14 protein-coding genes are annotated in these 14,914 nt (G+C 65.3%); all 14 read right to left on the minus strand.

Going from position 1 to position 14,914, the window contains the following annotated elements; genetic code table 11:
- Positions 1-76 precede the first annotated feature (76 nt).
- The 14 genes from eutC to CLU90_RS13980 all read right to left on the minus strand — a co-directional run bounded on the left by eutC (position 77) and on the right by CLU90_RS13980 (position 14,813).
- The gene (gene eutC, locus CLU90_RS13915; protein WP_100428191.1) at positions 77-850 is read right to left on the minus strand and encodes an ethanolamine ammonia-lyase subunit EutC; all 774 of its coding nucleotides are present in this window, start codon (positions 848-850) and stop codon (positions 77-79) included.
- Between the two features lie 8 nt (positions 851-858).
- A complete protein-coding gene (locus tag CLU90_RS13920; protein ID WP_100428192.1) occupies positions 859-2,247 on the minus strand; it encodes an ethanolamine ammonia-lyase subunit EutB in 1,389 nt (462 codons plus the stop codon).
- Between the two features lie 35 nt (positions 2,248-2,282).
- A complete protein-coding gene (locus CLU90_RS13925) occupies positions 2,283-3,746 on the minus strand; it encodes a TIGR01777 family oxidoreductase (RefSeq protein ID WP_100428193.1) in 1,464 nt (487 codons plus the stop codon).
- The gene (locus CLU90_RS13930; protein ID WP_198511213.1) at positions 3,743-4,387 is read right to left on the minus strand and encodes a DUF4166 domain-containing protein; all 645 of its coding nucleotides are present in this window, start codon (positions 4,385-4,387) and stop codon (positions 3,743-3,745) included. The genes CLU90_RS13925 and CLU90_RS13930 overlap by 4 nt, the downstream gene beginning before the upstream one ends.
- The gene (locus CLU90_RS13935; RefSeq protein WP_100428194.1) at positions 4,384-4,938 is read right to left on the minus strand and encodes a GbsR/MarR family transcriptional regulator; all 555 of its coding nucleotides are present in this window, start codon (positions 4,936-4,938) and stop codon (positions 4,384-4,386) included. Before CLU90_RS13935 ends, CLU90_RS13930 begins: the two co-directional genes overlap by 4 nt.
- Before the next feature lie 67 nt (positions 4,939-5,005).
- Entirely contained in the window at positions 5,006-6,124 is a 1,119-nt protein-coding gene (locus CLU90_RS13940) for a fatty acid desaturase family protein (RefSeq protein ID WP_232731197.1), read from the minus strand.
- The gene (locus CLU90_RS13945) at positions 6,121-7,236 is read right to left on the minus strand and encodes a sterol desaturase family protein (RefSeq protein ID WP_092714079.1); all 1,116 of its coding nucleotides are present in this window, start codon (positions 7,234-7,236) and stop codon (positions 6,121-6,123) included. The genes CLU90_RS13940 and CLU90_RS13945 overlap by 4 nt, the downstream gene beginning before the upstream one ends.
- Positions 7,233-7,856 carry a phosphatase PAP2 family protein gene (locus tag CLU90_RS13950; RefSeq protein ID WP_092714081.1) on the minus strand — a complete coding sequence of 208 codons (624 nt, stop codon included), beginning with the start codon at positions 7,854-7,856 and terminating at the stop codon, positions 7,233-7,235. Before CLU90_RS13950 ends, CLU90_RS13945 begins: the two co-directional genes overlap by 4 nt.
- 14 nt (positions 7,857-7,870) lie before the next feature.
- On the minus strand, positions 7,871-9,175 hold the full coding sequence (locus tag CLU90_RS13955; RefSeq protein ID WP_092714084.1) for a F390 synthetase-related protein: 1,305 nt from the start codon (positions 9,173-9,175) through the stop codon (positions 7,871-7,873).
- Positions 9,172-10,002: an MBL fold metallo-hydrolase gene (locus CLU90_RS13960; RefSeq protein WP_175539309.1), complete on the minus strand. Its 831-nt coding sequence runs from the start codon at positions 10,000-10,002 to the stop codon at positions 9,172-9,174. The genes CLU90_RS13955 and CLU90_RS13960 overlap by 4 nt, the downstream gene beginning before the upstream one ends.
- Positions 9,995-11,032, minus strand: coding sequence for an NAD-dependent epimerase/dehydratase family protein (locus CLU90_RS13965; RefSeq protein ID WP_092714088.1), 1,038 nt, complete (start codon positions 11,030-11,032; stop codon positions 9,995-9,997). Before CLU90_RS13965 ends, CLU90_RS13960 begins: the two co-directional genes overlap by 8 nt.
- 10 nt (positions 11,033-11,042) lie before the next feature.
- Positions 11,043-12,023, minus strand: a complete 981-nt coding sequence (locus CLU90_RS13970) for a 3-oxoacyl-[acyl-carrier-protein] synthase III C-terminal domain-containing protein (protein ID WP_092714090.1) — start codon at positions 12,021-12,023, stop codon at positions 11,043-11,045.
- 49 nt (positions 12,024-12,072) lie between these two features.
- Positions 12,073-12,981 carry an ion transporter gene (locus tag CLU90_RS13975; RefSeq protein ID WP_100428195.1) on the minus strand — a complete coding sequence of 303 codons (909 nt, stop codon included), beginning with the start codon at positions 12,979-12,981 and terminating at the stop codon, positions 12,073-12,075.
- Positions 12,982-13,061: 80 nt separating this feature from the next.
- Entirely contained in the window at positions 13,062-14,813 is a 1,752-nt protein-coding gene (locus CLU90_RS13980) for a cation:proton antiporter domain-containing protein (protein WP_092714094.1), read from the minus strand.
- Between the last annotated feature and the right edge of the window lie 101 nt (positions 14,814-14,914).

A 14,914-nucleotide genomic window follows, 5' to 3' on the forward strand; every position in this document is an offset into this window, starting at 1 on the left:
GTCCTTCAGGATCGGAATGTACCCCATTGGGGCAAATTCCCCCTGAGGGTCTGACCCCGGTCGTTGCTATGGGGTTTTACTCCGCCAGCAAAAAATTCCGTCTCAATACCACGCTACCCTCCGCCACTGTTTCATCCTTCAATCCCACACCCGACAACTGCCGGCTGAACGCCTGCGACAGCAAATAATGCAGCCGGTACGCCGCCTGCGCATATGCCAGCCCCTCCGGACGCACGTTCGAAATGCAGTTGCGGCGCTCGTCCAGTAAACCCACTGTCGGCGCCCACGTCAGGTACAGGCCCAGGCTGTCCGGGGAACTCAAGCCCGGGCGCTCGCCGATCAGCACCAGCACGGCGCGTGCCCGCAATAACTCACCCACCTCGTCGCCAATGGCCACCCGTCCCTGCGCCACGATGTGCAGCGGCGACAGGGTCCACGCCTCCAGCGCCAGCCGTTCGCGCAGGGCCGCCAGGAAGGGCGCCGCGTGGCGCTGCACGGCCAGCGCCGACAGGCCGTCGGCCGCCACCAGCGCCAGGTCGACTCCCTTGCCACCTCCGGCCAGCCGCGCGCGTGAAACCTCGTCGAGCCGGCGTCCCAGGTCGGGCCGTTGCAGATAGTCGGCGCGCGTGGCGGCCGCGCTGTGCAGCGGCACGCAGTCTTGCCCTTGCGCGGCCAGGACGCGTGCCAGAACGTCGCCATCGAGCGCCAGGTGCACGGCGTCGCGCGCCTGCGCGTGGGCCAGCTGGAACGCCAGCTGCGCCTTGGTCGGCACGCTCACGCCGCGCCGTCCCAACGCGATGCGCGCCGCCGTATGCGCGCGCAGCGCTTGCCAAGGAATGGCTTCGTCCATGCATCCTCCTAGTCGTCCAGGCGCAGCAGGGCCGCCTGGAAGGCCGGCGCCAGCGCTTCGCTCAAGCGGCCCTGCGTATCCGTGATCCGCATGCGCGCCAGCCAGGCCGCAAATTCCGGCGCAGGGCGCAGGCCCAGCACCCGGCGCGCATACAGGGCGTCGTGGAACGAGGTGCTCTGGTAGCCGAGCATGATGTCGTCCGCGCCCGGCACGCCCATGATGAAATTGCAGCCGGCCACGCCCAGCATGGTCAGCAAGGCATCCATGTCGTCCTGGTCCGCCTCCGCGTGGTTGGTATAGCACACGTCACAACCCATGGGCAGCCCGAGCAGCTTGGCGCAGAAATGGTCTTCCAGCCCCGCACGCATGATCTGCTTGCCGTCGTACAGATATTCGGGGCCGATGAAGCCGACGACGGAATTGACCAGCAGCGGCTGATACGCGCGCGCCACCGCATAGGCGCGCGCTTCGCACGTCTGCTGGTCCATGCCATGGTGGGCGCCGGCCGACAGCGCGCTGCCCTGCCCCGTCTCGAAATACATGACGTTGTTGCCCACCGTGCCGCGCCCCAGCGACAGGGCCGCCGCCCGCCCCTCGGCCAGCAGAGACAAATCGATGCCGAAGCTGCGGTTGGCCGCCTGCGTGCCCGCCACCGACTGGAACACCAGGTCGACGGGAGCGCCGCGGCGTATCGCCTCGATGGTATTGGTAATGTGCGTGAGCACGCAGGACTGCGTGGGAATTTCATACTGCTCGATGACGGCGTTGAGCAGGTGCAGCAGCGACACCACCTGCGCCACATTGTCGGTGGCGGGATTGATGCCGATGACGGCGTCGCCGCTGCCCAGCAACAGGCCATCGAGCATCGACGCGGCAATGCCTGTGGCGTCGTCCGTCGGGTGGTTCGGCTGCAAGCGCGTGGACAAGCGGCTTTCCAGCCCCAGGGTATTGCGAAAGGCCGTCACGACCCGGCACTTGCGGGCCACCAGCACCAGGTCCTGCAGGCGCATGATTTTCGAGACGGCGGCCGCCATTTCCGGCGTGATGCCGGCGGCGACCTGGGACAGCGTTTGCGTGTCCGTCGCATCATCGAGCAGCCAGTCGCGAAAGTCGCCCACGCACAGGTGGGAAATCGGTGCAAAGGCGGCGCGCGCATGCGAGTCGATGATCAGGCGCGTGACCTCGTCCTCTTCGTACGGCACCAGCGCCTCGTTGAGGAACAGCGATAGCGGCACGTCGGCCAGCGCCAGCTGCGCCGCCACCCGCTCGCGCGCGCTGGCTGCCGCCACGCCGGCCAGCACGTCGCCCGAACGCAGCGGCGTGGCCTTGGCCAGCAGCTCCTTCAGGCTGGCGAACGCATAGGTATGGCTGTCTATCGTATGGCTGAAGCGGGGCATGGTTCGGTTCCTCCCATGCCCCATTCTACGCCAGGCTACAGGCTGCGCAGTGCCCCTTCCAGCTGCGGATGACGGAAGGCAAAGCCGTCGGCCAGCAAGCGGCGCGGCGCGACCCTTTGGCCTTCCACCAGCAAGTCGGCCTGCTCGCCCAGCAAGGCTTGCATGACGAAGGCCGGCGTGGGCATGAAGCTGGGGCGGTGCAGCACGGCGCCCGCCACCTGGGCGAAGCGGCGCTGCGCTATGGCTTCCGGCGCGCAGAAGTTGTATGCGCCGCTCACGGCCTGTTCTTCGCTGCGGCGCGCCAGATGGGCGATGCCGCGGATCACGTCGCGCACGTGCACCCACGTGACCCACTGTTTGCCGCTGCCCAGCGGGCCGCCCACGCCGAAACGGACCGGCAAGAGCATCTGCGGCAGCGAACCCTGGTGGCCGAAGACGAGGCCAAAGCGCATGCAGCCCACCTGCACGCCATAGCGTTCCGCTTGGCGCGCGGCCGCTTCCCATTCCTGGCACAGCTGCGACATGAAGATGGCTTGCGGTGCGCTCTCCTCCGTCAATTCCGTGTCGTCGCCATGCGGCTGCACGCCGTAGTAGCCGATGGCCGATGCCGACAGCAGCACCCGTGGCTTGTGCTGCGCGCGGGCGATCCACGCCACCAGGTCCTGCGTCAGCGCCACTCTGCTGCGGCGCAGGGCCGCCTTGCGCGCGTCCGTCCAGCGATGCCCGACGATGCGCGCACCGGCCAGGTTGACCACCATGTCGATGCGCTGCGCATCCGACAATGCGTCGAACGACTGGATGCAACGCACCTGGCCATCGAAGGTCCACGCGGCCTGCTTGGGCTGGCGCGTCAGCACCGTCACGGCATGGCCATCGGCCAGCAAGGCGGTCACCAACTGCTGGCCGATGAAACCCGTGGCGCCCGTCACCAGCACGGATTGCGGCGTGCTGGCAAAGCGCAGGTGTTCCTCTTGCTCTGCCGTCTCCTGCACCTTGCGCCGTCCCAGCTGCCACACGGCATACGCGTCGCGCAGGCCGGACAAGCCCACGCCCACGCCGCACAGGGCGAGGAAGACGCTGAGCCAGCCATACGGCTGCCACACGAGGGCCGTCGGCAAGGTGGCCCATTCGCTGCTGTTCAGGGCCAGCAAGGCGATGAAGGCGCCCGCGTTAATCGCCAGCACCGTGTGCGTGACCCGCTCCGTGGCGGGCAGGAGGCGCGTCTGGTCTTCGACGACGAAGTCCCACAGGGTCAATACGATTTCCACGCCAAACACGATGACCAGCACCCAGGCCCAGGCGCCATGCCACTCCCACGCGGCCAGGCCCACGAACAGCAGGCTGTAGATCAGGGCGCGCGTCGCATGGATCGTCAATTCGAGCCGCGCGGACGCCTTTTGCGGCAGCGCTTCCGTGATTTCATGGTGGTAGATGGTGTCGAAGGCGCCCAGGCAGCCTTGCGCGGCCATCAGTTGCAGGGCCAGCAGATGCGTATTCATGGTGTCTCCTCGTGATTTTGCGGTGCGGCCGATTCGCGGAACACGCCCGCCTGGGTGAACGTGGTGCCGAACAGGGCGTGGCGGATCTCGATGCGGATGTTGAACTGCTGCGGCGTCTCGTTGCGGTGGCACAGATAGGTCTTGCCGGGCGTGAGCACGCCCGGCAGCGGCAGGCGCCAGCCGAAAAGATCGAGAAAATAGCCGTCGCTGGTGAAGTGCAGATTGCCGTCCTCGACGTGCAGCACCAGCTTCATGCCCAGGCCCATGCCCACGTATTCGAGCACTTCGCCTTTCGCGCTTTCCGCCATGTAGGACGTGAAGCGGATCGGCGCGCGCCCATGCAGGCGGTAGGTGCGCTGCTTGAAAATGAACGGGCAGCCGGGGCGCGAATAGACTTCGATATCGACGGGGAAGTCGTGATCGTCATGCGGGATCAGAGCGCCATCGATGAAGGGGCGCGTGAGCCAGCCGAGGAATTTTCCCAGGCGCGAGCTGGTCAGTTCACTGAGCTCACCCCGGTAATACAGGGGCTGGCCCGGCGCGGGATTTTTCTCGAAGCGGCGGCGGATATCCGGGTGCAGCGTGAGCCACTGCGCGCCCATCACCTTCTTGAACAGTTCTCCTTCCGAGGGGCCGTTCATGATTTTGCGCGCTTGCCAGCTTTGTCTTCCGGGCTGAGGAACTTGGCCACCTTGCCCCCCATCGACAGCATGCGCTGCAGGGTCGCCGGCGGCAAATTCTTGTAGTCGCTATAGGTGCTGCTGAGCATTTCCAGGAAGGCCAGCACCTCGCCCATGCGTTCCAGGGTGGCCGGTGGAATGGCCGCATCGTGCTCGCCCTCGATCGCGCATTCACGCAGCACCGTCAGCGTGGGATCGATCTCGCGCCGCTTGCGCTCCTCCATGATGACGCGGAAGATTTCCCACACATCCTGCAGGGCGACGAAATGGTCGCGCCGGTCCCCCATCACGTGCGTACTGCGCGCCAGGCCCCAGCTTTGCAATTCCTTCAGGCTGTTGCTGACGTTGGAGCGGGCCACGTTCAGGCTGGCCGCGATGTCTTCCGCCGTCAACGGTTCATTGGCCAGGAACAGCAGCGCGTGGATTTGCGCCACCGTACGGTTGACGCCCCAGCGGGTGCCCATTTCGCCCCAGTGGAGGATGTACTTTTGAGTAGTCGGGCTCAGTTCCATGGCTTTCTCTTATTTCTGTCGTTACAGAAATGTAAGACGAAACAGAAACCGAGTCAAGCCCGATTCGTCAAGACTTTGCGGGTGGCAGGCCCATGGCGCGCAGGAACTGCTGCTGCGAGGCGTGCAGCTGGCCGTAACCGAGTTCGCGGTAGACGAGGCCGTGGCGCGGCGCCAGTTCGGCCAGGATGCGCGCCAGCGCCGGGTAGTGGCGGTGATTCCAGGTGGGGAACAGATGGTGCGTCAGGTGCAGGTTCAAGCCGCCGAGCCAATAACCGAGCCAGCGCAGCGCGCGCGGTTTCGGCGTCCAGTCGCAGGCCGTATAAAACGTGTGCTGGTACCAGTCGTGCGGCAGGGTACCGTCCTGGCCCGGCTGGAAGAATTCCACTTCGGCCCAGTGCGTGCCGAGGATCAGCGCCACCAGCGCGCACGAGGCGATCATCTGGCCCAGGAAATACGCGCCCAGCACCACGTTCCAGGCGAGGCCGTGCTGCTGCAGCACCCACATGGGCAGCGCCAGCACCAGCGCCACGTGACCCAGCTTCCAGCCGAGGAACGACAGCCAGCCGCGCCAGCCCTGCAGGCGGCTGTGCGCGGCCACGGGCGTCTTGCCGAAGCGGTCCAGCCAGTCGCCATACCAGTTCAGGTACGGCAGCGACAGGGCCGCCACCACGGGCCAGTACAGGTACTGGTAGCGGTACTGGGGCGACCAGCTTTGGAACGGCGTCTGGCGCAGGAAGGGGTTCGGTTCCGTGTCGAGGTCATAGCCTTCCACGTTCGCATACGTGTGATGAAAGTGCACGTGGCGGATGGTCCAGAAATCCGTGTCCACGCCCACGGGCAAGCCCACCAGGCGTATCAGCACGCGGTTCAGGAAACCGCGGCGGAAGATGGCGCTGTGGGCCGCATCGTGCAGGGTATTCATGGCCAGCGCCATGGCCGCGACCAGGCAAGCGACGTAGCTGGCGACAAACGGCCAGGTGTCGTCGGCATTCAAGGCCAGCGCATACAGGCCCACCGTCAGCGCGGCCAGGAACATGGTTTTCGCATGCAGGCGCGCGTCGCCGAAGCGGTGCCTTCCTTCGTCCGCCAGGTAGGCGTCGGCGCGGGCGCGCAATTCGCGGCGGAAGGCGGAATCGCGGGCGGGCTGGAAGCGCAGCGGCGGCAACGAAGGTACAGGCTGCGTCACGCGCGCGTCCCCGCTGCGGCAGGCAACCACAAGCGGCGCGCGCCATCGAGGCCATGCGCCAGCAGCGCGGCCAGAAACACCATGCCCCATATGTCGCGCGCGCCATACCAGCCCAGGTACAGGGCCGGCATGGCCAGCGCGATGGCCACCCAGGCGATGGCGCCCCAGCGGCGCGCATCGGACAGGCCGCCCAGCGCCAGGGTGCCGCCGAAGATCAGCGCGAACAGGATCGCCTGCTGTGCGCCGGCCAGCACCGCCTCATGGTTGACGTAATAGATCACGAGGCCGAACAGGATCACGCCGCCGATGCCGATGAACAGCTCGGGCACGTGGAAAGTGCAGCGCGACTGCCAGTGGGGAAAGCGCGCGCGCAGCCATGTAAATAGTTTGCCGTTGCTGGCCAGCAGCGGGTTGTGCGTGGGTGTCATGCCCTTCACGCCATAGCGCATTTCCACACCCTCGAGTTCGGGCTGGAAGCTGCCAAACAGCCTGTCCCACAGCAGCAGGGTGCCGCCGAAATTGCGGTTGATGTAGCGTTTATCCGTGCCGTGGTGCACGCGGTGGTGCGAGGGCGTGACCATGAATTTATCGAGGATGCCCGACTTGTTTACCAGCGCATTGTGGTTGTAGAACTGCACCGTGTAATGCAGGGACGAGACGACAAGGAAGATTTCCAGCGGCACGCCCAGCACGGCCAGGATGGCGATGAAGGGGAAATTCGTCAGCGACGAATACCAGGAATTGCGCACGCCCAGCGACAGGTTGAAATGCTCGCCCTGGTGATGCACCACGTGCACGGCCCACAGCAGCGGGATTTTATGGTGCAGCCGGTGCATCCAGTAAAAGCACAGGTCCCAGGCAAAAAACGCGAATATCCACTGCGCCACCACGGGCCACTGGTCGACGACGTGCAGGTTCACATGGCGCAGCAGCAGGGCGAAGGCCGCCACTTCCACGCCGCGAAATACCCACATCAGGATATGGCCGGAATTGAGATTGAAGATCACGTCCTTCCACGGCACGGGTGTCTTGCGTACCCATTTGAGTATCAGCAGTTCGGCCAGCACGAAGGCCAGCATGATCAGGAACGACAGGGCAAATGGATTCATCATGGTGCGGTTTTGATGGAAACGGCGCGGCGGGCAGCCAAGGATACCTGCATTTTCGCCAGCATGCCGCCGGCGATGCCAACAGCCAGGCCGGCGGCCAGGTCGATGCTCACGTGCCGGCGCAGCGCGATGATGGCGTAGCAGATGGCCACGCCCAGCACCAGGGCCAGCGCGGAACGCAGCGGCTGGCGTTTGTCGCACAGGGCCCACACGCACAGCAAGGTCAGGGCACCGTGCAGCGACGGCAGGCAGTTTTGCGTGGAATCCGCCGCCTGCAGCATGCGCAGCGCCTGCGTGCTCCAGGCGCCGCCCTCGCCCACGGGCGGGTAGGCGAGCGTGGTCGGATACAGCAGGAACACCACGCCGCACAGGACGGCGGAAAGCGCCATGGCGCGCGCCAGCCAGCGCACGCGGGCCGCATCGGCCGCCAGGTAGGCGTACGGGATCAGGATGAAGAAAGACAGGTACAGCCAGATGGCAGAGTCGCTGTAGGGAATGGCGCGGTCGATGGCCGTCTCGGGCAGCAGTACCCCCTGTCCTTGCAGCACATCGCTGGAAAAATACACGAGGCCGACGCTGCCCCAGCCGGCCAGCAAGTGCAGCAGGCGGGAATACGGCGTCATGGTGTCTACAGATTTCATGCGGTGGCAAGACGCCGAATGCGGCGCCGTTTCATGGTGGGGTCAAAGGGAGGCAGTTCGCCGCTCGCCGTCCAGGCCAGGCCGCCGGTGGCCACGCCCAGGCCTTGCAGCACCGTTTCAAGATGCGCGCGCAGGGCGGCCAGGCCCGCATCGTCCAGCGCCGCGTGCAGCTGCAGGGCAGCGTCGCCCGTTTGCGCCAGGCGATAATCGGCGTCCAACGGCAAGGCTTGCGCAAACGCGCGCGTCAGCACATCGGCAAACACGGCAACCGGTTCACCGCCGTTCGCCGACGGCAAGGATGGCAAGAGCAGCATATCGTCGCAGCGCCCTTCGATGCCGTCGATGGCGCGCGTGGCGCGGCCGCACGGGCATGGCGTGGCGCGCGCGATCAGGATATCGTCCAGGCGATAGCGCACGATGGGTTGCGTGATGCGCGTAAAGTCCGTAATCACGGGCACGAAGCGCCGCTGTTCTGGATCGAGCCACTGCGGCTCGATGTGCACGTATTCCTCATTCAGATGCAGCACGCCGTGCTCGCAGCTGCTGGCGAGGAAACCTTCCGTGGCCTGGTAGATTTCATGCACGGCGCCGAACGCCTGCACGATCAGCGCGCGGTCCTGCGCTTCCAGCACTTCGGCCACGGAGATGACTTTTTTCGGCGCCAGCGCCAGGCTGCCGTCGATGACGCGGAGCGCCAGTTGGCGCAGCACCTGGGCCGGCGCGACGATGACGGAGGGCCGGTATTGCGCCAGCCGCGCGCACAGCGCGTCGAACGGTTCGAACAGATCGTAAAACGCAAAGGTCAGCCACGGCGAGCGCACGGCCGTGTACAGATTGCTGTTCGCGCGCAGGAACAGCGCCACGCGCTCGCCGGAAAACAGGCCGTCGGGCAGCGCCTTGGCCAGCATCACGCCCGCCCATTGCGCCTTTTCGCGCGGGCTGACGGTAAACACGGCGCGCTTCGACGAGGTACCCGAGGACAGGCCCACCGTGATGTCGCCGACGGCCGACGTGAAGTCGCGGCTATGCTCGGCCGCCATGGCCGCATCCATCGCCTGCGCCAACGTGATTCCTTCGGTATTCATGGCGTCGAAATGCTCGAGCATCAGCGCCTTGTTCATCGTCGGCCACTGCGCCAGCGGCAGGTGGCGGTACGGGGTGAAGTAGCTACTGCGCGCGCACAGCGTGTCGATGAAACGGGCCAGTTGCCGCTGCTGGTAGACGGCCAGCTGCGCGCGGTCCGCAAAGCGCAAGCGGCGCGTACGCCAGTACGACAGCAACAGCCAGACGATACGCTTCACGGGCGGCCCGCCACGGCAATGTAGTCGAGCGTATCTTCATGCGTGATGCGGATCTGCGCATTGCCCGAGCGGTGCAGCTGGTGCAGCCGGTTCAGGGTGGCGTAATACGGCGCGCGCTTGTGCTGGATGATGAACGACAGTTCCGACGGTCCGCGCAGCTGCTGGAAACTTTCCGGCACCCAGGCCGCGTCCGACGCCAGCAGGGTCCAGCCGCCATCCTGCAGCACGAAGGCGCCCAGATGACCGATGGCGTGGCCGGGCAAGTCGACGATGTAGATTTCTCCCGTGCCGCTGACGTCGCGCCCGTACGTGAAGGGCAGCAGGGCCGCCGGCAAGGCCGTCTCTGGCACGCTTTCCACGAAATCCAGGCGGTCGGCAATGTCGGACGGCAGCAGCTCGGGCACGAAGGCCTGGCGCACGGCGGCCACGCCGGACAGGCCGCGCACGGCATCCCAGCCCGTCTTGGACGCCATCAGGCACGCGCCGGGAAAGTCGCGCAGGCCGGCGATATGGTCGGCGTGAAAGTGCGACAGCAGCAGGGTGTGGATATCGCCGGGCGAGACGCCATGGGCGCGCAACTGACCCTGTAGCGACTCGTTCTCGTCGAAGAAAATCGGCGTCACCCACGCATACATGCGGTACACGCCTTTCGACGTGGCGGCGCGGAAGTGTTCGGCGTAACCGGTGTCCCACAGGTACAGGCCCGCGCGCGTCTCGATCAGGTAGGCGCGCGAGGGGAAGCAGCGGCTGGCCAGCCCGCTGCCTTTCAAGACCATGCACGAAGGATGAGTACAGTGGCCGACGCGAAACGCGGTAATCCTAGCCATTGCGCTCCTTGCCCACCTTGTGCGCCGCCGCTTCCTGGCGCATCCACTGCGCCGTGCGGGCGATGCCGTCCTGCAGGCTGACGACGGGACGGTAGCCGAGCACCTTGCGCGCCTTGGCGTTATCGAGCGTCATGTCGAAACTGAGCGCGCCGATGCTGTAGGGCGTCAGCGACGGCTCGCGGCGCGTGAAACGCGAGGCGAACTGCATCAGGCGCGCGACCATCGCCAGCACGCGGTATGGCACGCTGACGATCTCGAACGGCTGCTGCAGATGATCGCAGAACAGGGTGCGCAAGATGTCGCACAGGCGCGCCGGCTCGCCATTCGTGATGTTGAAGGCGGCGCCCGAAGCGATGGTCTTGTGCACGGTGGCCAGCCACATCGCATGCACGACGTTGTCCACATAGGTGACGTCGATGGTAGCCGCGCCGCCATTGGGCAGCGGCAGCTTGCCGCCGCGCTCCTGCAGCACCCTCGCCAGGCGCGGAATCAGGACCTGGTCGTGCGGCCCGAAGATGGCGCGCGGGCGCAGGATCACGCACGTCATGCCGCGCTGGCGGTCGACGCACTCCTGCACCAGCTTTTCCGCCATCGCCTTGCTGCGCGCATAGGCGTTGACGAAGGCGTCGGGACGGAAGGTTTCCGGCACCTCGTAGCGGTTGCGGTAGTCGAAATAGATGGCCGGGGTGGAAATGTGCACGAAGCGCGCCACGTGCAGGCTGGCGGCCGCGCGCAGCAACTGGGCCGTGGCCGTGACGTTGGCGGCGATGAAGTCGCGCTCCGCGCCCCAGGGCGAGGACAGCGCGGCGCAGTGCCAGACGGTGTCCATGCCGCGCACCAGTTCGTCGACCTGGCGCGGCGTCGCCTGCGCCAGGTCGAGCGCGACGAATTGCGCGCCCATGCGTTCGAGTTCGCGGCCCACGGCGGCGTTGCGGCCCGTGGCGCGCACTTCCACGCCCTGCGCCAGCAGGGTGCGCACGGCATTACGCCCCAGCCCGCCCGTCGCTCCCGTGACCAGTATCCGCCTCATCACACCACCTTCACAGGTCAAGTATCATGCCGCCGATGGTCAGGCCAGCGGCCGTGCCCATCATCAGCAAACGCTGGCCTGCCACGGCCCGCCCCGTCATCACCGCCTCGTGCAGGGCGGTGGGCAAGGACGCGGCCACCTGGTTGCCATGCGTTTCAAAGATCTTGATGATTTTAGCATCGGGAACGTCGAGGATGCGCGCCGCATGCGCAAGACCCAATGGGCTGGCCTGGTGCGGCACGACCACGTCGACCTTGTCCAGTCCCGCGCCCGATTCGGCCATCAGTTCCGTCAGGAAATCCGGCATCACCTTGACGGCCAGGCGGAACACGGCCTTGCCATCCATGCGGAACAGGTAGTCGCCCGGTTCGCAGCCGTTGCGCGGATTGCGCTCGGTGCCGCCGCCGCGAATTTCGCAGTAGCGCCGCCCTTCCGGATACGTGCCCATCTTGTAGGCCCGGATGCCGGCGCTGCCGTCGCCCCGCTCGACGATGACGGCGGCGGCGCCGTCGCCAAAGATCATCGACGCTTCCGGCTCGCTCCAGTCGACGCCGCGCGAGGCGAGGTCGGACGAAACGATGGCGATGCGGCGGTAGGCCCCGCCTGCCAGCATGGACGCGGCCACGCGGAAAGCGGCCATGAAGCTGAGGCAGCTGGCGTTGACGTCGAAGCTTTGCGTACCGGGCGGCAAGCCCGCGTGTTCGGCCACGAAGCAGGCCGTGTTCGGCAAGGCCTGCTCGGGCACGCCGCAGGCGCAGATCAGCAAGTCGATGTCGGCCGGACGCAGGCTGGCATTCTTCAGCGCGTCGAGCAGGGCGACGGCGCCCAGCTGGCTTTGCGATTCATCGGGCGCGGCGACAAAGCGCGACAGCACGCCGCTCTTGCGCAAGGTATAGCCGGCCGGGTGGCCCAGTTTCAGGTCCAGGCTGTCGGAAGTGACGCTGTGGACGGGCACGGCTTTGCCCGTCGCGATCAGGCGAACTGGAATCATGTTGGCCTTAAAAAAGTAAAGTAAATACGATTGATGTAGGGTTTATGCGCTAATCGCGTGCCAATGGCGGCAATGCAACGCCGCAGTTCTTGCAGAAATTGGCATCGTCATCGAGCCCTTCTTTCAGGCACGTGGGGCAGGTACGCGTGGTGACCAGCTTGGAGCTGCGCTGTACCGTCATTTCCGCGCTGATAATGCCGGTAGGCACTGCCAGGATGCCCCAGCCCAGCAACATCATCAGCGAGGCGATGGTGCGCCCGATGTCGGTCTTCGGCGTGATATCGCCGAAGCCCACGGTGGTCATGGTGCTGATGGCCCAGTATATCGACGTGGGAATACTGCTGTAACCATTCTCCGGCCCTTCCACGACATACATCACAGTACCCAGCAGAAAGACCACCATCATGACAAAAGACAGAAAAATGAGGATCTTGCGCCGGCTGGCCAGCAAGGCCCGCCCCAGCACCGTGTATTCATGCACATACGAGGTGAGCTTGAGGATACGGAACATGCGCAGCAGGCGCAAAATGCGCACGTCGATCAGCACGTGCGCGCCCGGCAGCAGCAAGCCGATGTAGGTCGGCACGATGGCCAGCAAGTCGATGATGCCGAAAAAACTCTTGGCGTAGCGCACCGGATGCTGCAGGCACGCCAGGCGGGCGAAATATTCGATGGTAAATAAAATGGTGAAAAACCATTCGAGCGCCGTCAGCCAGGTGCCGTAGCGCTCGGCCACGGAGGCGACACTGCTGAGCACGACCACCGTCACGCTGATCAGGATGGCGGCGATCAGCAGCAAGTCAAAAGCGCGACCCGTGCGCGTTTCCGCCTCGAAGATGACGGTGTACACCCGCTCGCGCCAGCCCCGCTCGGGCTTGCCAAATTTTTGCTGCGTTTCCTGCGCCGCCAGCTGCTGCGGCGTCAGGGGCGCCGCTCCGCTCTTCGTCGCGGCTTTCATGTGGTTGATATGCTCATATACTATTATTGTATAGATAATTGACAAAGCACGGCGACACGCACTGTTGCGCTACGGCAGCACTACGACAGCTTCTTCGCCAGCAGCACGGCATTGCGCCGGTCGCGCTCGGCCTGCACGATGTCCGTCGTGCGCGCTTCCGACAGGCCCACCGTGTGCAGCACGGTGGCCGTCAGCTGCAGCGCCGACTCCAGCGCCTCGGGCACGACCAGGGTGGCGCCCGCCTGTATCAGGGCCACGGCATGCGCCTCGTCGCGGGCCCGCGCATACACGGGCAGCAGCGGATATTCGCGGCGGATCGATTTCACGGCATGCAGCACGGACGCCGCATGGTCCATCGTCAGCACGACGGCGGCAGCCCGGTCCGCATTGACCTTTTGCAACAATTCCGCGCGCGACGCATCGCCGAAATACACGGGGAAACCGCGCGGATGCAGGGTCGTCACCAGGCGCGCATCGTTTTCAATCGCCACATACGCGATATCCTGCTCCGTCAGCACCTTGGCCAGCAACTGCCCTACCCTGCCGAAACCGGCGATGATGACGGTGCTGCCCTGCGGCGGCAGCGCGCCGTGCGCCAGGTCGGCCAGCTGATGGTGGTGACGCTGTTCCCACCAGTTGCCGAACGCGCGCGCCGCCTTGGCCAGCGCCGGCGTGGCAAACAGGCTCAGGCCCACCACCAGCATGACGAACTGCGCCACTTCCGGAGCGATCAGCTTGGTGCCGAGCGCATACGCGACGACGATGAAGGCGAATTCGCCGCCCTGCCCCAGCAGCACGCCCGTTTCCACGGCGCGCCCCCAGTGAAAGCCGCCGATGCGGAAAATCACGCTGATGACGAGGGTTTTCAAGGCAAACAGGCTCAGCACGGCCAAGGGAATCAGCACGGGCGACTTGAGGATTTCGCGCACGTCGATCTGCATGCCCACGGACATGAAGAACAGGCCCATCAGCAATCCCTTGAAGGGCTCGATCGTCACTTCCACTTCGTGGCGAAATTCCGTTTCCGCCAGCAGCAGGCCGGCCAGCAAAGCGCCCAGCGCCATCGACAGGCCCGCCAGATACGTCAGGCCCGCGATGCCCAGGGTGCTGAGCAGGGTCAATGCCATGAACACGTCGGGCTGGTGCTTCTTGACGAAGAACTGGAACAGCGGGCGGATCACACGGCGTCCCAGCAGATAGATCAGCAGGATGGCGCCGGCCGATTTCACGGCCGCAAAGCTGAGCAGATAGGCCAGGTCGTCGCTGCGCCCGCTGGCGAACACGTCGATCAGGATGAACAGCGGCACCACCATCAAATCCTGGAACATCAAGATGGAAAAGCCCGCCTGGCCGGCCGGCGTCTGCAGCGAACGCTGGTCGGTCAGCAACTGCATCACGACAGCCGTCGACGACAGCGACAGCACCAGGCCCAGCACGATGGACGCTTCCAGCGACAGGCCAAAGTAATACGCCACGCCGCCGATCAGGCAGGCGCTGACGGCCACCTGTCCCACGCCCGCGCCGAATACCCAGCGCCGCAGCGCCCACAGCCGCTCCGTCGACAGTTCCAGGCCAATCATGAACATCAGGAACATCACGCCCAGCTCGGCCAGGCCACTGACCTGCTCGGCACGCACGAACGAGAAATACGTGAGCCACGTGAACTCGCCGGCCCACAGGCCGAAGCCGAAGGGGCCAAACAGGGCGCCGACGGCCAGGAAGCCAAGCACCTGGTTGACTTTCAGGCGTTGCAATAGCGGAATAAAAATCCCGGCCAGGGCGAGAAACAGCAGGGTTTCTCGCAAATACGGTAAGGCGTGTTGCTCTTCCAAGATAGTCCTAACTAAATATCATTCTTGCTGAATTGGCAGTGTCGCATGTGCAGCCACGGCGAAGTAAGCACACACATGACATTTTCCTTTAAGGCAACATA

It is taken from the genome of Janthinobacterium sp. 67, from assembly GCF_002797895.1.
Lineage (GTDB): Bacteria > Pseudomonadota > Gammaproteobacteria > Burkholderiales > Burkholderiaceae_D > Janthinobacterium.